The following is a 17,133-nucleotide window of genomic DNA, read 5'->3' as shown; positions in this document are numbered from 1 at the left end:
CATCCCCGAGGCGTCGCAACCACGATCACGCCATACATGCCGCACCACACATTCCGGACACCGTGCGCCGTGTGTCGGTGCCTGATCCTCGTCCTCCGGCGACCTAGATTGACCTCGTGAGCACGGCGACGTCGACTTCCCCCGGCATCAGCCAGCTCCTCGACGACCGCTACCGGGTCGAGGAGCCGATCGCGCGCGGCGGAATGGCCACCGTGCACCGAGGCCACGACCAGCGGCTGGACCGCGTGGTCGCCCTGAAGATCATGCATCCCCATCTGGCGATGGACGAGGACTTCCGCCGTCGGTTCGGTCGAGAGGCGCGCTCCGCCGCTCGCCTGGCCCATCGCAATGTCGTGGGCGTCTTCGACCAGGGCGAGGACGGGGACCGCATCTACCTCGCGATGGAGCTGGTCGAGGGCGAGACGCTGCGGGCCCGCGTCGTCGCGCAGGAGCGGCTCACCCTCGGCGAGAGCCTCGGGATCACGGCGCAGGTGCTGCAGGCGCTGGTCGCCGCGCACGAGGCCGGCATCGTCCACCGTGATATCAAGCCCGAGAACATCCTCATCGATCACGAGGAGGTCGTGAAGGTCGCCGATTTCGGTCTGGCCCGCGCGACCGGCTCGAACAACTCCTCCGCGAGCGCCGCCCTGCTGGGCACGGTCGCCTACATCAGCCCCGAGGTCGTCACCCGCGGTCACGCCGATGAGCGCAGCGACCTGTACTCCCTCGGGATCGTGCTGTTCGAGATGCTCACCGGGCGCCAGCCCTTCCTCGGCGAGCAGCCGGTGCACATCGCCTTCCAGCACGTCCACGAGGACATCCCCGCGCCCTCCGCGCTGGTCTCGGGCATCCCGCGCGAGCTCGACTCCCTGGTCACCTGGGCTGCCGCACGACCGGTGGAGCAGCGCCCGGCCACCGCTGCGGATCTGCTGAGAGCGGTCCAGGAGCTCATCGCGACCCTGTCCCCCGCCGTGCTCGCCTCCCGGCCGCAGGCGCGCGAGGACGCCGACACCTCGGACGTGCCCCGGATGACCACCTCGCTCGAAGAGGTCGCCTCCGAGCTCGATCACGGCCCCCGCGCCTTCCCCTCGGCGCTCCTGGCCGGCGGTGACAGCGTCCGCGACGAGACGCAGGACGGAGCATCTGTCCCCCCGGCATCCGGCGAGCAGCGGGAGACGGGGGAGGAGGGAGCCGCACCCGGCGACGGCGCTCCCGGCACCCCCGCGGAGCTCGACGGACGGTCCGGCACCGAGGCGGAGACGGGGACCGAGACGGACGAGTCGGCCTCGACCGGGGAGAACGACCGACGCACGGTGGTGATGCGAGCTCCGCGCACCCCGCGCGGTCGCCATCTCCCGCAGGGCACCCATCGCCGCTCGCGCCCGATCGCGATGCTCGCAGCGCTGAGCCTGGCGGCGGCGCTCGTCGCCGGGGCATGGACAGGTGGCGACTGGTACCTGAACACGGGCCCGGGGGCGGACCGCTCGGTCCCCCTGGTCGTCGGGACCCCGCTCGCGGACGCGGAGTCGGCGCTGACGGCCTCCGATCTGGCGGTGACCACCCAGGAGCAGTTCGACGACACGGTTCCGGCCGGGCACGTCATCTCCGTCTCGCCCTCCACCGGCGCCACCGTGAAGAAGGGCGCCCCGGTCGAGGTGATGGTGTCCAAGGGCGAGCAGACCTTCCCGGTCCCACCGCTCGAGGGCTCCGAGCTCGAGGAGGCCCGCGCCGAGGTCGAGGCGCTCGGCCTGGAGCTCGTGGAGGACGAATCCGAGTACTCCGAGACGGTGCCGGAGGGAGAGGTCATCTCCCAGAGCTCGGAGGCCGAGGCGCTGCCCGCCGGCGGCGAGGTGCACGTCGTGGTCTCCCAGGGTCGCCAACCACTCTCGGTCCCCGACCAGACCGGGCGCGGCGGCGCCGACGCCCGCAGCGCGCTGGAGGCGGCGGGCTTCGAGGTCACCAGCGCACAGGCGCACTCCGGCAGCGTTCCCCGCGGCGCCGTGATCTCGCAGAGCCCCGCCTCGGGCACACTTTTCCGCGGTGACACCGTGCACGTGGTGACCTCGCTCGGCCCGGAGATGGTGACCGTCCCGGACGTCTTCCGGAAGCCGGAGGCGGAGGCGAAGGCGACGCTCGAGGGCGCCGGGTTCGCGGTGGACGTGGTCCACGACAAGGGAGATCCGGTCTTCGGCCTGGTGTACGAGCAGTCGGCGACCGCCGGCGGCGAGCTCGAGAAGGGCTCGACGATCACGCTCAAGGTGTTCTGAGCGGGCCGGGTGCACAGCAGTGCGCCGGGGTCTCCCGCAGTGGGAGGCCCCGGCGCACTGCATGGAGCCGCCGGATCAGCGGCGGGAGAGCATCTCCGCGACCAGGAAGGCCAGCTCGAGGGACTGCTGATGGTTCAGCCGCGGGTCCACGAGGGTCTCGTACCGGCGGGTCAGGCCCTCCTCGTCGATCGAGCCGGCACCGCCGAGCACCTCGGTGACATCATCACCGGTGAGCTCCATGTGCAGACCGGCGGGGATCGTGCCCAGCCCCTGGTGGACCTCGAAGAAGCCCACGACCTCGTCGAGGATGTCCTCGAAGCGGCGGGTCTTGTACCCGTTCGAGGAGGTGATCGTGTTGCCGTGCATCGGATCGGTCACCCAGGCCACCTGCGCCCCGGAATCCCGTACACCGGCGACCAGTGCCGGGAGCCGATCTCGGATCTTCTCGGCGCCCATGCGGGTGATGAACGTGAGTCGCCCCGGTTCCCGCTCCGGGTCCAGCCGGTCGATCAGGCGCAGGGCCTCATCGACGGTCGCGGTGGGACCGAGCTTGACGCCGATGGGGTTGCGCACGCGGGCCATGAAGTCGACATGGGCGCCGTCGAGCTGACGGGTGCGCTCCCCGATCCACAGGAAGTGGCCGGAGCAGTCATAGATCTCCCCGGTGCGCGAGTCGATCCGCGAGAGGGCCTCTTCGTAGTCCAGCAGCAGCGCCTCGTGGGAGGCGTAGAACTCGACCACCTTCAGCGCGTCGAAGTCTGCACCGATGGCGTCCATGAAACGCACGGCCTTGTCGATCTGACCGGCGAGCTCCTCGTAGCGGTCGTAGCCGGCGCCGGAGGTGAAGCCCCGGTTCCAGGAGTGCACCTCGCGCAGGTCCGCGAACCCGCCGCCGGTGAAGGCGCGCAGCAGGTTCAGCGTGGACGCGCTGGTGGTGTAGGTCTTCCACAGACGGGCCGGATCAGGGATCCGCGACTCCGGGGTGAAGTCGAACTCGTTGACCGCATCACCGCGGTAGGTGGGCAGAGTCACCCCGTCCCGGGTCTCCTCGTCGGCGGAGCGCGGCTTGGCGAACTGCCCGGCCATCCGCCCCATCTTCACCACGGGCAGCGAGGCGCCGTAGGTGAGCACGGCCGCCATCTGCAGGATCGTGCGGATCTTGTTGCGGATCCTGTCCGCGGTGGAGTCCGCGAAGGTCTCCGCGCAGTCACCACCGGCCAGGAGGAACGCCTCGCCCCGGGCTGCGGCCGCCACGCGTTCGCGCAGCACGTCGACCTCGCCGGCGAACACCAGCGGCGGGGCGGCGCGCAGATCGTCGAAGGTCTTCTTCCGCGCCGTCTCGTCGGGCCACACCGGCTGCTGCACCCGCGGATACTCGCGCCAGGTGCCGAGAGCCGCCAGACCGTCATCGGCCGAGGACAGCGTGAAGGCGTGGGCGCGGGCAGGGGCGTCGGAGCTGAATTGAGTCACCCGCTCAGGGTAGCCAGTCCCCTGCGCCGAGGTGGGCCGGTCCCAGCGGGCGGTCCGTCACACCGTCGTGCCGGGTTCCTCCGGATCTCGGGATGCGCCCTCTGCGGCACGCAGCCGTCGCTTCACGGTGATCGCGTACTCGTCGACCCTCTCCTGACCGGACAGGGCCTGGATGCTGTCCATCACCGCATCGGTGACCGCTCGCAGGAGCTCGGCCTCCGTGACACCTCCCTGCGCGTCGAGCACGGCCTGCACATCGACCGGAGGGCCGACGACCGCCCGGATGCGCGGTCGACGGCGCGGGAAGTACTTCCGTCCGCGCTGCGCCTCGAAGGCGCCGAGCATCGCGACCGGCACGACCGGAGCACCGCTCGCGAGAGCGAAGCGGGCCACGCCGGTCTTGCCCCGGTGCAGCCGGCCGTCCGGGCTGCGGGTTCCCTCCGGATAGATGCCCAGGACGTTCCCTCCGGCGAGCACGGCCAGTCCCGCCTGGATCGCCGTCTGGGAGGCGCTGCCGCCGCTGCGGTCCACCGGCATCACCCGGATCCCGCGCATGATCGCCGCCACGAGGCGGTGCACCGGCGAGCGGCCGTCGAAGATGTCCGACTTCCCCAGGAAATGAACGCTGCGGCGCACCTGCCCGGGGAGGAAGACGGTGTCCGAGTACGCCTGATGGTTGGACGCCAGGATCACCGGGCCGCGGTCCGGGATGTGCTCCGTCCCGCTGATCGTGGGATTCCACAGCACCCTCACCACAGCCATGACGAAGGGCTTGGCGATCTCGTACAGCACAGCAGCACTCCTGGGTCGTGGCGCGATCTGGTGCGGTCGGGAGGAACCTGGCGGGGTCGGGATGAACCTGGCGGGTCCGGATGCGACGATGGACCCATGGCGTTCAGCGAACTGTCCCGCCCGTGGCGCGCGCGGGATCACTCTAACCCGCGCGGTGGGCTGCTCCTGTGCCACGGATTCACCGGCTCCCCGCAGTCGATGCGGCCCTGGGCCGAGGACCACGCCGCTCGCGGCTGGGCCGTCGAGCTGCCGCTGCTGCCCGGCCATGCCCTCACCGAGCGCGAGCTCGCGGCGAGCACATGGCAGGACTGGTACGGGTGCGTGCGCGACGCTGCGCTCGAGCTCTCCGAGGAGCACGGTCCGATCGCCGTCGGCGGGCTGTCCATGGGCGGCGCCCTCGCCCTCGCGCTCGCCGAGGACCCCGAGCTGCACGGGCGCCTGGCCGCCGTGGTCGCCGTGAACCCCGGCATGACCCTGCCGGCGATGGCGACGGCCGCCGGCCTGATCGCTCCGCTCGTGCCCACCCTGCCGGGCATCGGTTCCGACATCGCCCGGGCCGGTGCCCAGGAGGAGGCCTACGAGCGCCTGCCCGTCCGGGCCGTGGCCCAGCTGCGACGCCTGTTCCGGCGCACGCGTCAGGGGCTCGGCGCCGTGGAGCTGCCGCTGCTGCTGGCCACCTCGAGCGTGGACCACACCGTCCCGCCCACCGACAGCGACATCATCGCGGCCGGAGTGCGCGGCCCGGTGGAGCGTCTCCCCCTCCCCCGCAGCCATCATCTGGCGACCCTGGACCACGACGCGACCCTGCTCTTCGAGACCTCCGCACGGTTCCTCGACGAGCATGTCCCGGTGAGGGTCGGGGGGCGCGGATGAACACGGACCGCGGGCCGTCCCCGGACCCCCGGGACGTGGATGCCGAGTTCGCTCGGATGCTCGAGGGCGAGGGGATGGTGCTGCGCCCCGGGGACGCGCCTCGAGAACCCGCGGCGCCGGAGCACCCCTCGATGCAGGAGCACCGCTCGGAGCTCGGGCACGACTCCGAGGACGACGGGGACGACTCGCTGTGGAGCTTCAGCGCGGACTCTCCCTCGGAACCGCCCGGCCCGGAGTCCGTGGCCAGGTCCCGCGCCGCGCATCCCGCCGCCGGAGGTCCGGACCCCACCGCCGGTCTTCGCGGTGCCGCCGGGCCCCGGGAGCTCGATGACGACGATGTGCTCTACGGCGATTTCGAGCAGCCGGACCCTGACCTGCCCACCCCGTCGGATGCATCGATGTGGTCCTGGACGGCGCTCCTCGGCGGATTCGTGCTGATGCTGGTGGTGACGGTGACCCCGTCGCTGCCCGGCGTGCTCGGGTGGCTCGGCGGCCTCGCGGCGCTGGGGGGCATGATCGCCCTGCTGCTCCGCGCGCCGCGCGAACGCCGCCACGAAGGGGACGACGGCGCCGAAGTCTGACGAGGGCGTTCACGGGCCCGGTAACGGCACCGTGGGACGACGCGGGAGCCGACGGGCCGGGGCCTGGGCGAGGGTCGCTCAGCGAGCGCGTCCGGCGCGCGGGCTCAGCGGGCCAGATCCGCGGCGCCGACGATCCCGGCCCGGTTGCCCATGCCGGCCACGACGAACGGAGCCACCGGCCGGTGCGACCGCGCCGTGAGGTTCTTGGCGTAGGCCTCTCGCGCAGGATCCAGCAGAAGATCCCCTGCGGCGGCGACCCCTCCGCCGACGACGATCACCTCAGGATCCAGCAGGGTGGCGATCGAGGCCATGCCCATGCCCAGCCAGCTGCCGATCTCCGCGATCAGCTCCTGCGAGCCGGGGTCCCCCTGCTGGGCGAGGCGTGTGATCAGCGGGCCGTCGATCGACGTCCGATCCCCACCCGCGGCCTGGAGCAGCGGGCCCAGCAGCGGGTCGCCGGTCGCCGCGCGGCGCTTGGCGGTGCGCACCAGGGCGGTGCCTGCCGTGTACTGCTCGAGGCAGCCGCGGCGTCCGCAGCCGCACCACTGGCCGTCCGGCACCGCGGTCATGTGCGCGATCTCCCCGGCGAACCCGGCGCTGCCGCGCACCAGCTGGCCGTCCAGCACGATCGCGCCGCCGAGTCCGGTGCCGACGGTCACCATGAGCATGTGGGCCGCGCCGGCGGCGGCGCCGAAGCGGTACTCGGCCCACCCGGCCGCGTTCGCGTCGTTCTCGACCACGACGGGCAGGCCGGTGAGCCGCTCGATCTCCTCCGCGAGCGGGTGCTGTCGCCACGCGAGGTTGGCGGCGAAGTTCACGGTGCGACGGTCCGCACCCACGAAGCCGGCCGCTCCCACCCCGACCCCCACCACGTCGTGGTCCGCGCGGAGCTCCGCCACCGCATCCGCCACCGCGGCCTCGATCAGCGCGGCATCGGTCGCGGGCGTGGTGCGTGTGGTGGCGGCGGTGATCTCGCCGTTCTCGTCGACCACTCCGGCCGCGATCTTGGTCCCGCCGATGTCCACTCCGATGGAGAGCATGCCGCCCCTGTCCGTTCCTGTCGTCCGCATCCGGGCGCCGAGATCTCAGAACCGTCGCCCACCTGCCTGTCGTGGTACATGGTAGAGCTCACCTGACGTAGAATCGCGCTGACCCCACCAGCGCTTCCGGGCAGGTGTCAGAACCCGACGCGCGCACCTGGCCGGATCAAAGGAGATTCGATGAAGCAGTTCACCTCGCCGCCGCAGCACGAGAGCCGCCCCGATGAGAACACGACGGATCTCCTGCTCGACCGCCTCCGCACGAACCCGTCCGTTCCCATCTACGAACTCGTCCAGGAGGACGGCTCCTACTCCCCCGTCAGCACCGCGGACTTCATCGACGAGGTCAAGGCGGTCGCCAAGGGGCTCATCGCGAGCGGGCTCGGCTCGGGTGACGTGGTCGCGATCCTCTCCCGCACCCGGTACGAGTGGGCGCTCGCGGACTGGGCCGTCTGGTGGGCCGGCGGCACCAGCGTCCCGATCTACGAGACCTCCTCCCCCAGTCAGATCCAGTGGATCGCCTCCGACGCCGCCGCGAAGTACGTGCTGGTCGAGACCACCCGTCATCGGGAGGACGTCGAGTCCGTGCGCGGCGATCTCCCGGAGCTCGCCCATATCGGGGTCCTGGATGACGGCATCTTCGAGGAGCTGAAGGCACGCGGCGCCGAGGTGAGCGACGAGGATCTCGAGGCGCGCCGCACCTCCCGGTCCATGACGGATGTCGCCACCATCATCTACACCTCCGGCACCACCGGCCGTCCCAAGGGCGCCACGCTCACCCATGCGAACTTCGTGGACACGACGCGCAGTGCGGTGAACCTGCTGGGAGAGCAGGTGCTGCCGCCGGGCTCCCGCCTGCTGATGTTCCTGCCGATGGCGCACGTCTTCGCACGGCTGATCACGGTGCTCGCCGCCGCGTGGCCGGTCACCACCGCCTTCACACCGGACACGAAGAACCTGCTGCCGGATCTGGCCGCGTTCAAGCCGACCTTCCTGCTGGCCGTGCCGCGAGTCTTCGAGAAGGTCTACAACGGTGCCGAGGCCAAGGCCATCACCGGTGGCAAGGGCAGGATCTTCGCCGCCGCCGCGGAGGCCGCGATCGCCTACTCGAAGGCGCTCTCCGAGGGCAAGGTGCCCTTCACGCTCAAGGCCAAGCACGCCGTCTTCGACAAGCTGGTCTACGGCAAGCTGCGCCAGGCGATGGGCGGCCAGGTCCGGTGGGCCGTCTCCGGCGGGGCACCGCTGGGAGCGCGCCTCTCCCACTTCTTCCGCGGCATCGGCGTGACCATCCTCGAGGGCTACGGGCTCACGGAGACCACCGCCCCGATCAGCGTGAACCTGCCCTGGGACGTGCGCCCCGGCACCGTCGGCCCGCCGCTGCCGGGATCCACCGTCGCGATCGACGAGACGGGCGAGATCCTGGTCAAGGGCGTGATGGTCTTCGCCGGCTATCACAACAACCCCGAGGCGACCGCCGAGTCCCTGCGGGACGGCTGGTTCCGCACCGGCGACCTGGGCGCCCTGGACGAGCACGGCAATCTCACGATCACGGGACGCAGCAAGGAGGTCATCGTCACCGCCGGGGGCAAGAACATCTCCCCGGCGCAGCTCGAGGACCAGCTCCGCTCCCACCCTCTGGTCAGCCAGTGCGTGGTGATCGGCGACCAGAAGCCCTTCGTCGCCGCCATCCTCACCCTGGATCCGGAGATGCTCGGCACCTGGCTGAAGAACAACGGACTGCCGGAGCTGAGCGTCACGGAGGCCGCGACGCACGACCGTGTCCGGGCGGAGCTGCAGACGGTCGTGGATCGCGCGAACGAGTCGGTCTCCCGGGCGGAGTCGATCCGCGCGTTCGAAGTCATCGATTCGGACTTCACCGAGGAGAACGGCTACCTCACCCCCTCGCTGAAGCTCAAGCGCAACGTCGTGGTCAAGGACCTGGCCCCCGTGATCGAGAAGATCTACTCCGCCAAGAAGCCGACGAGCTGATCGCTCGGCGCGGGCCCGTGGTCTGCGGGCCCGCGCCGGCGCGATGGCCGGGCCCACGTCGCCGGTGGGCCCGGTACGACGGTCAGCCCCGGCACGGCGGTCAGCCCTGGCACGAGGGGCGTGGCATGCCCGTCGGCCGGCCCTGATGCGCAGAGCAGGGCGGGCCCGACGGTTCGGGCCGCGTCGGACGTCCGGGCTCCGTCGTACGCTTCGACCATGTCCGCACGCCGCCAGCTGAGCTTCGACGATCTCGGGACCCCGCTGGCAGAGGCGACGCTCGTCGTCGTGGACCTGGAGACCACCGGCACAGATCCCGCGGCCGATGCCATCACCGAGATCGGCGCCGTGAAGGTCCGCGGCGGGGAGGTCCTCGGCGAGTTCCGCACCTTCGTGGACCCGGAGCGCCCGATCCCCGCCTATATCGCCTCCCTCACCGGCATCACCGATGCGGCTGTCGCGGGAGCCCCGTCAATCCGCACCGTGCTGCCGATGTTCCTGGACTTCACCGGGGACGCGGCGCTGGTGGCGCACAACGCCCGTTTCGACATCGGCTTCCTGAGCGCTCAGGCTGCGGCCTGCGAGATCTCCTGGCCGAAGCCCCCGGTGCTGGACACCCTCGCCCTGGCCCGGAGCGTCTACCGCCGTGACGAGGTGCGCGACCACAAGCTGTCCACCCTCGCCCGGCACGTGGGCGCGAGCATCACCCCGGACCACCGAGCGCTCTCCGACGCGCGCGCGACCGTCGATGTGCTGCACGCGATCATCGAGCGCCTGGGTCCCGCCGGCGCCTCCACGCTCGAGGACCTCGTCACTGCGCACCGCCGCGCGACCCCGACCCAGCTGCGCAAGAAGCACCTGGCCGCCGACCTCCCTGCGGTGCCGGGGGTGTACCAGTTCCTCGATGCCGCGGGGTCGGTGCTGTACGTGGGGACATCCCGCAACGTGCGCACCCGGGTGCGCACCTACTTCACCCCCGCGGAGACCCGCCGCAAGGTGCTGGACATGCTCCCGCGGGCCGAGTCGATCCGGGTGATCGACTGCGCCACCCCCACCGAGGCGGGCATCCGGGAACTGCGGATCATCGCCCGGGAGAAGCCGCCCTCGAACCGTCACGGCCTCCACCCGGAGAAGGCCCATTGGCTGCGGCTGGGACCCGGCTCTCAGGGGCTGCGCGCCGCCCGGCTGGCGAAGTCCGAGGCCGATGGCTCCGCGCAGATCGGCCCCCTCGCCTCCCGCCATGACCTCGAGCCGCTGCGCGGACTGCTCATGGACGCGATCCTGGGACGCGCGGCATCGCTCGAGGGGGACTCCGCGCGCACGCTCGGCGAAGCCGGCGACAGCGACGCCTCCCCCCGCGCGAGGATCCGCCGGGCGATGACGCAGGACCCCTCCGAGGTGCTCGACCACGTCGCGACGAGGCTCCGTTCCCATGTGGAGGCCGGCCGCTACGAAGAGGCGGAGACCCTGCGCCGCCGCGCACTCCTCTTCCTCACGGCGGCTCGGCGCGCCTCGCGGCTGCGCGTCCTGGCCGAGGTCCCGCTCCTGGTCGCCGCCCGCGCCAGCACGGAGGCGGTGATCGGAGGTCAGGGATGGGAGCTCCTCGCCGTGCGTCACGGCCGATTCTCCGGCACCACCCTGGTCGCAGCGGGCAAGGATCCGCTGCCCTTCGCGCGGTCGCTGGCCATGACCGGGGTCGGGGAGTCGGAGCTCGCCGCCCCGCTCTGCCAGGGGTATCACCAGGAGGCCGAGATCCTGCTGAGCTGGCTGGAGGGCGAGGGCGTACGCACCGTGCTCGTGGACGGGAGCTGGCAGGTGCCGGCGCGGGCTCGTTTCGATCCCGAGCATCTCGCACGGCGCTTCACCCGGACCGCCCCCGGCGAGGAGGCATAGGCTCGGGGCGGAGCATCGGCGCCACACGCTGAGCTCACCACATCCGTCGCGCCCATCGCGCGCGGCAGCCCGTCGAAGGAGATTCCATGATCACCGCCATCGTCTCGATCGTCGTCGAGCCCAGCCGGATCCCCGAGGTCGCCCAGCAGATCGTGGACATCGAGGGGATCGAGCAGGTGTACTCGGTCACCGGTGATGTCGATCTGATCGCCGTGGCACGGGTGCGGGCGCACGAGGAGCTCGCCGGTGTCATCGCAGGAGCGCTCAGCCGGGTCGATGGTGTGCTCGACACCACCACGAACATCGCCTTCAAGACCTACTCGAAGCGCGATCTCGACGCCGCCTTCGACCTCGGCATCGACGGCTGAGCACCGCCGGTCCGGGGCGGAGCGGCAACCCCGTGCTGCTCAGTCGCGACCGACGAACTCCGCCTGCGAGACGGCGGCCCAACGCTCCAGGAGAGCCGCGGGACGGCCCGAGACGAGGGCTGATTCCACCTCGATGAACGCCGCCGTGAAGCGGTCCTCGAAACCGTCGGACGCCTCCTGCCCGATCCCGTCGAACGCGAGGACCCCGGCGGCGGCATTGAGCAGCACGGCATCACGGATCGGACCCATGCGCCCCTCGAGCTCACCGGCGTAGAGGTCACGGGCGACGCGTGCGTTCTCCTCGGCGGTCCCTCCCCGGAGCGCATCATGGCCGCTGCGCGGGATGTCGAGCAGCTCCGCCGGATCCAGCGCATGCTCGCGCACGTCGCCGCCGCGCACCTCCCACACGTCCGAGGGGGCCGTGACCGTGAGCTCGTCGAGACCGTCCTGGCCGCGGAAGACGAGTGCGCTGGTGCCGCGCGAGGCGAAGACGCCGGCGACGGTCGGTGCGATCACAGGATCCGCGACCCCGACGGCACTGGCCTGCGGCCGAGCCGGATTGGTGATCGGCCCCAGGATGTTCATCACGGTGGGGATGCCCAGGCCGCGGCGCGCCTCGGCCGCGAACTTCATCGACGGATGGAAGACCTGCGCGAAGAGGAACGTCATCCCGACCTCCGACACCAGGCGCTCCACCACCGGCACCGGAAGGTCCAGTCGCACCCCGAGCGCCTCGAGCACGTCCGCCGAGCCGGACTTCGACGTCGAGGCACGGTTGCCGTGCTTGACCACCGGACGCCCGGTCGAAGCGATCACCACCGAGGCCATCGTGGAGATGTTCACCGTCTGGGCGAGGTCGCCGCCGGTGCCGACGATGTCGATCGCCCGTCGCGGGGCCCGCACCTCGTGGGCGTGAGCGATCATCGAGTCCGCGAGCGCCTCCAGCTCCGTGCTGGTGACCCCCTTGGCCTGGAGCGCGACCAGGAAGCCGGCCAGCTGCACGGGGCTCGACGCTCCGGCCATGACCTCGTCCATCGCCCAGGCGGCCTCGGCCGCTTCCAGCTCCTCGCCGCGCACGAGGCGGGCGGTGATCCGGGACCAGGTCGGAGTGTTCTCGCTCATGCCCCGATCATCGCATCCCGACCCGGCCCGCAGTCGACCTGCTCACGGTGCGGATCACGGAACGGTCACGGCCCTGCACCCGGCCGACGACCAGCACTGACTGGAAGCGTGTCCCGGTTCGTGACACGTCGTCAGGAGGGATATGCTGGCTGGGTCCGCCCGGGGCGCAGGCCCCGCGATGTGTTCGGTCGTCGTGTACCAGCACACCGAATCTGACGACACGACATAATGGTGACGTGACTACTGCGACCCTGACTGAGCGCCCCTCTCCCGCTGCCGCCCCAGCGGTCGGCCGCCCGAACCCGACGCAGATCGGCACCCTCGTCTGGCTGGCCAGCGAGCTGATGTTCTTCGGCGGCCTGTTCGCCATGTACTTCACGTTGCGCTCCATGGCCCCTGACACCTTCGCGGATGGCCAATCGAACTTCACCCACGGCTTCGCGCTGGTGAACACCTCGATCCTGGTCTTCAGCTCGGTGACCTGCCAGATCGGCGTGTTCATGGCCGAGGGCAGGTTCCCGTGGGGATCGCCCTTCCCGCCCCGCAAGCGCCGCGAGGGCTCGATCTTCAACATCGCCGGCTGGGGAATGATCGAGTGGTACACGCTCACCTTCATCCTCGGTGCGGTCTTCGTCTCCGGCCAGGCGTACGAGTACACCGAGCTCGTCCATCACGGTGTGACGATGTCGTCCTCGCCGTTCAGCTCGGTCTTCTACCTCTCCACCGGTTTCCACGGCATCCACGTGGTCGGCGGCCTCATCGCCTTCCTGATGGTGCTGCTGCGCGCCTACGCGGCGGAGAACTTCACCGCGCACGAGCAGGTCTCCGCCATCTGCATCTCGTACTACTGGCACTTCGTCGACGTGGTGTGGATCGTGCTGTTCTTCATCGTCTACATGCTCGATCCGATCATGTCGCTCGGCGGCTCCGGACACGCGATCCCGGTGGACTTCAACTGGAGCATCTTCTGATCGGCAGCGGTGCCGGACCCGCAGCGTCCGGCACTTCCCCAGCACGTCCCCCCTCCTCAGCCCGTCCCCTCCACGAATCGAGGTCCGAACCGTGAAGGCTCTCGCCGCACGTCGCCATCACCCGATGGCGCTACTCGTGATCCTGCTCCTCGCGCTCGTCGCGACCGGCGGGCTGTACGCGGCCCTGCAGCCGCAGACGGCACAGGCCGAGGCCTACACGGAGAGTGACGTCGCAGAGGGCGAGGCGCTCTTCCTCGCCAACTGCGCGACCTGCCACGGCCGCAATGCCGAGGGCCTCATGGACGCTGACGGCTCCACCCTCGGCCCCTCGCTCATCGGCGTCGGCGCCGCCGCCGTCGACTTCCAGGTGGGCACCGGACGCATGCCGATGCAGCACTCCGGCGCGCAGGCGGCCCGCAAGCCCCCGCAGATGAACGAGGAGCAGACCCGCCAGCTGGCCGCGTACGTCGCCTCGCTCGGCCCCGGCCCCGCCGTCCCGGACGAGGAGTGGCTGGACACCAGCAAGGGGAACGCCACCAAGGGCGGCGAGATCTTCCGCATCAACTGCGCCATGTGCCACAACGCCGCCGGCGCCGGCGGTGCCCTCACCCGCGGCAAGTACGCCCCGCCCGTGACCGGGCTCGAGGGCAAGCACGTCTTCGAGGCGATGGAGACCGGGCCCCAGAACATGCCTGTCTTCAACGACACCAACCTGTCCCCCTCGGACAAGCGTGACGTGATCACCTACCTCGAGACCCTCGAAGAGACCGGCTCCCCCGGCGGCGTCTCCCTGGGCTCCCTCGGTCCGGTGACCGAAGGGCTGTACGCGTGGACGATCATCCTGTCCCTGCTCCTCGGCACCGCCGTGTGGCTGGGGGCGAAGGCCAAGTGAATGCGAGCATGAACAACAACCTCGACGGCAGCTCCCCCGCCCGTGGTGTCAGCGCGATCGCCCCGAAGGAGGGCGGCGGCTTCCCGAACCCGGGCCTGCCTCCTCACGTCCACCGGCAGGCGGACCTCTCGAAGTCCGCGGAGAAGCGCGCCGAGCGCGTCGTCGCCGGGATGTTCGTCCTGAGCGTGATCGGCTCCGTGCTCTTCGTCGCGGCGTACTTCGTGGTCACACCCACCGGGATGAACGTCTTCGCCGAGGAGGGCTCGCCGAGCGCTCTGTGGTGGTCGAACCTCATCACCGGCCTGGGCCTCGCGATCGCGGTGTTCTTCATCGGTGCGGCTGCGGTCCACTGGGCCAAGACCCTCATGCCCGATGAGGAGATGGTCGAGGAGCGTCACGACATCCGCAGCTCGGACGAGACGCGTGAGGCCGCCGTCGGCATCATCAACGACGGCCTCGAGGAGTCGGGGATCGCCCGCCGCCCCCTGATCGTCACCGCGATGGTTGCCTCGCTCGCGGCGCTGCCGATCGCGGTGCTCGCGCCGCTGTCGACGCTCGGCCCCCTGCCCGGCAACAAGCTCCACCACACCTTCTGGGGCCACCACAAGGGCCAGCGCCTCGCTCGCGACCATGACGGCACGCCGATCAAGCTCTCCGATGTCGCGATGAACTCGATCTTCCACGTCATGCCCGAGGGCCTGACCCACGAGACGCCGCACCACCTCGAGGAGCGTGCCAAGGCCGCCGCCGTGATCGTGCGGTTCGACCCGGCGCTCTACAAGGACGAGGCCAGCGCTGCGATGGGCGTCGACGGAGTGCTCGCGTTCTCGAAGATCTGCACGCACGTCGGCTGCCCGGTGGCGCTCTACGAGCAGCAGACCCACCACATGCTGTGCCCCTGCCACCAGTCCACCTTCGACGTCACCGACGGCGCCAAGGTGATCTTCGGTCCGGCGCACCGCCCTCTGCCGCAGCTGAAGATCGAGGTCGATGACGAGGGCTACCTGGTGGCCCCCGGCGACTTCGAGGAGCCGATCGGCCCCAGCTTCTGGAACATCCACAAGGAGAAGCCCCTCTCCGACGCACCCGAGGACAAGTGATCACGTGACGACCACGACTCCCAGCCCCCGGAAGCAGGCTTCCACCCCGCTCAGCGACACCCGGGCCTACAAGCTCGGCGGCGTCGGAGCCGACTGGCTCGACCAGCGGCTCACGGGCGGCGGCTTCGTCAAGTTCTTCGCCCGCAAGATCTTCCCCGACCACTGGTCGTTCATGTTCGGCGAGGTCGCGCTCTACAGCTTCGTGATCCTGCTGATCTCGGGCACCTTCCTCACCATGTTCTTCGACCCCTCCATGGAGGAGGTCGTCTACAGCGGCCCCTACGAGGCGATGCAGGGCATCACGATGTCCCGCGCCTTCGAGTCGACCCTCGAGATCTCCTTCGAGCTCCGCGGCGGCCTGCTGTTCCGTCAAATGCACCACTGGTCGGCGCTCGTGTTCATGGTCGCGATCTTCGTGCACATGTTCCGAGTGTTCTTCACCGGCGCGTTCCGCAAGCCTCGCGAGCTCAACTGGCTCGTCGGCTTCACCCTGATGGTGCTGGGCATGGTGGCCGGCTTCTCCGGCTACTCCCTCCCGGACGACGTGCTCTCCGGCAACGGTCTGCGTGTGATCGACGGCCTGATGAAGGCTCTCCCGATCGTCGGCACCTATCTGTCGATGCTGCTGTTCGGCGGCGAGTTCCCGGGCACCGACATCATCCCGCGCCTGTTCACGATCCACATCCTGCTGGTGCCGGCGATGATCCTGGCCCTGATCGGCATCCACCTGGTGCTGCTGGTGCTGCACAAGCACACCCAGTACCCCGGTCCGGGCCGCTCCGAGCGCAACGTGGTCGGCTTCCCGGTGTTCCCGGTGTACGCGGCGAAGGCCGGCGGGTTCTTCTTCCTGGTCTTCGGCATCATCACGCTGATCTCGGCGACCACCTCGATCAACGCGGTGTGGGTCTACGGTCCCTACGACCCCTCCCCCGTCTCCGCCGGATCGCAGCCTGACTGGTACATGCTCTGGACGGACGGCGGCCTCCGCCTGATGCCGGGCTGGGAGTCGACGGTCTTCGGTTACGTGCTGTCGTGGAACATGCTGATCCCCTTCGCGGTCTATGGCGGACTGCTCGCCGTGCTCGCGCTGTACCCCTTCCTCGAGGCGTGGGTGACCGGCGATGACCGCGAGCATCACCTGAATGATCTGCCGTACAACGCACCGGTCCGCACCGGGCTCGGCGTCGCGTGGATCATGGTCTACCTGATCCTGGCGCTGGCAGCGACGAACGACCTCATCGCGATCGCGCTCGACCTGTCGATCAATGACCTGACGTGGGCGTTCCGCATCGGCATCTTCGTGGCACCGGTCCTCGCCTTCTACATCACCAAGCGGCTGTGCCTGTCGATACAGCGCCAGAAGCGGCAGAAGGCGCTCCACGGCGCGGAGACCTCGCGCGTGGTGCGGACGCAGAGCGGTGAGATGCTCGAGATCCACGCGCCGCTCAGCGACCACGATCGCTGGGTGCTGGTGCAGCACGACGACTACCGGCCCCTCAAGGCGGGCAAGGGCGTCTCGGCGCTGCGGGCGAAGGCCACGAGCTTCTTCTTCAAGGACCGCATCGAGCCGGTCACCCCGGCGGAGCTGCGGGCCGCGCTCGAGCACGCCGGCCACGAGAAGCACGTCATCGACGAGGCCACCGGCGGCGACTACCGCACCCCGGCGGAGAAGGCCGTCCACTGAGGCGAGCACTGCGGCGCTGAAGAGCGCCGACGCACGACGAGAGCGGGGCCTCGCGGGCATCTTCCCTCGAGGCCCCGCTCTCGTCGTGCGTCGG

At 70.4% G+C, this 17,133-nt stretch carries 14 protein-coding genes; 10 read left to right on the top strand and 4 right to left on the bottom strand.

The annotated features are described in order from the left end of the window. The first annotated feature begins 116 nt into the window (after window positions 1-116). Window positions 117-2,267 (top strand): PASTA domain-containing protein, encoded by a 2,151-nt coding sequence (locus tag VF289_RS07400; protein ID WP_330882631.1) that lies wholly within the window; start codon window positions 117-119, stop codon window positions 2,265-2,267. A gap of 75 nt (window positions 2,268-2,342) precedes the next feature. On the opposite strand, the gene VF289_RS07395 is transcribed toward VF289_RS07400, so the two are convergent. Together VF289_RS07395 and VF289_RS07390 are read right to left on the bottom strand one after the other, a co-directional pair. Next, window positions 2,343-3,737, bottom strand: coding sequence for a class II 3-deoxy-7-phosphoheptulonate synthase (locus VF289_RS07395; RefSeq protein WP_330882629.1), 1,395 nt, complete (start codon window positions 3,735-3,737; stop codon window positions 2,343-2,345). A 57-nt stretch (window positions 3,738-3,794) separates the two neighbouring features. Next, window positions 3,795-4,529, bottom strand: coding sequence for a lysophospholipid acyltransferase family protein (locus VF289_RS07390; RefSeq protein WP_330882627.1), 735 nt, complete (start codon window positions 4,527-4,529; stop codon window positions 3,795-3,797). A gap of 96 nt (window positions 4,530-4,625) precedes the next feature. On the opposite strand from VF289_RS07390, the gene VF289_RS07385 reads away from it, so the two are divergent. Further along, the gene (locus VF289_RS07385; protein ID WP_330882625.1) at window positions 4,626-5,402 is read left to right on the top strand and encodes an alpha/beta hydrolase; all 777 of its coding nucleotides are present in this window, start codon (window positions 4,626-4,628) and stop codon (window positions 5,400-5,402) included. Continuing rightward, a complete protein-coding gene (locus VF289_RS07380; RefSeq protein ID WP_330882623.1) occupies window positions 5,399-5,983 on the top strand; it encodes a hypothetical protein in 585 nt (194 codons plus the stop codon). Before VF289_RS07385 ends, VF289_RS07380 begins: the two co-directional genes overlap by 4 nt. 104 nt (window positions 5,984-6,087) lie before the next feature. Here VF289_RS07380 and VF289_RS07375 read toward each other — a convergent pair whose 3' ends face one another. Then, window positions 6,088-7,023, bottom strand: coding sequence for an ROK family glucokinase (locus VF289_RS07375; protein WP_330882621.1), 936 nt, complete (start codon window positions 7,021-7,023; stop codon window positions 6,088-6,090). A gap of 180 nt (window positions 7,024-7,203) precedes the next feature. Between VF289_RS07375 and VF289_RS07370 the strand changes: the two genes are divergently transcribed. The 3 genes from VF289_RS07370 (at window position 7,204) to VF289_RS07360 (ending at window position 11,270) form a co-directional block, all read left to right on the top strand. Next, complete coding sequence (locus VF289_RS07370; RefSeq protein ID WP_330882619.1) at window positions 7,204-9,012, top strand: AMP-dependent synthetase/ligase; 1,809 nt, start codon at window positions 7,204-7,206, stop codon at window positions 9,010-9,012. A gap of 216 nt (window positions 9,013-9,228) precedes the next feature. Further along, on the top strand, window positions 9,229-10,902 hold the full coding sequence (locus VF289_RS07365; RefSeq protein ID WP_330882617.1) for a DEDD exonuclease domain-containing protein: 1,674 nt from the start codon (window positions 9,229-9,231) through the stop codon (window positions 10,900-10,902). Between the two features lie 86 nt (window positions 10,903-10,988). Next, entirely contained in the window at window positions 10,989-11,270 is a 282-nt protein-coding gene (locus VF289_RS07360; protein ID WP_330882615.1) for an Lrp/AsnC ligand binding domain-containing protein, read from the top strand. Window positions 11,271-11,309: 39 nt separating this feature from the next. On the opposite strand, the gene trpD is transcribed toward VF289_RS07360, so the two are convergent. Beyond that, window positions 11,310-12,392: an anthranilate phosphoribosyltransferase gene (gene trpD, locus VF289_RS07355; protein ID WP_330882613.1), complete on the bottom strand. Its 1,083-nt coding sequence runs from the start codon at window positions 12,390-12,392 to the stop codon at window positions 11,310-11,312. Between the two features lie 236 nt (window positions 12,393-12,628). Here trpD and VF289_RS07350 point away from each other — a divergent pair, with 236 nt between their 5' ends. From VF289_RS07350 to VF289_RS07335, 4 genes are all read left to right on the top strand, one after another. Continuing rightward, a complete protein-coding gene (locus tag VF289_RS07350) occupies window positions 12,629-13,363 on the top strand; it encodes a heme-copper oxidase subunit III (protein ID WP_330882611.1) in 735 nt (244 codons plus the stop codon). 91 nt (window positions 13,364-13,454) lie between these two features. Further along, window positions 13,455-14,255 carry a cytochrome c gene (locus tag VF289_RS07345; protein ID WP_330882609.1) on the top strand — a complete coding sequence of 267 codons (801 nt, stop codon included), beginning with the start codon at window positions 13,455-13,457 and terminating at the stop codon, window positions 14,253-14,255. An 8-nt stretch (window positions 14,256-14,263) separates the two neighbouring features. Beyond that, complete coding sequence (locus tag VF289_RS07340) at window positions 14,264-15,355, top strand: ubiquinol-cytochrome c reductase iron-sulfur subunit (RefSeq protein ID WP_330882607.1); 1,092 nt, start codon at window positions 14,264-14,266, stop codon at window positions 15,353-15,355. Between the two features lie 4 nt (window positions 15,356-15,359). Further along, the gene (locus tag VF289_RS07335; protein ID WP_330882605.1) at window positions 15,360-17,039 is read left to right on the top strand and encodes a cytochrome bc complex cytochrome b subunit; all 1,680 of its coding nucleotides are present in this window, start codon (window positions 15,360-15,362) and stop codon (window positions 17,037-17,039) included. The last annotated feature ends 94 nt before the right edge of the window (window positions 17,040-17,133 follow it).

Source organism: Brachybacterium sp., from assembly GCF_036379615.1.
In the GTDB taxonomy this organism is placed as follows: domain Bacteria; phylum Actinomycetota; class Actinomycetes; order Actinomycetales; family Dermabacteraceae; genus Brachybacterium.
This window is presented reverse-complemented; position numbering and strand designations above follow the sequence as displayed.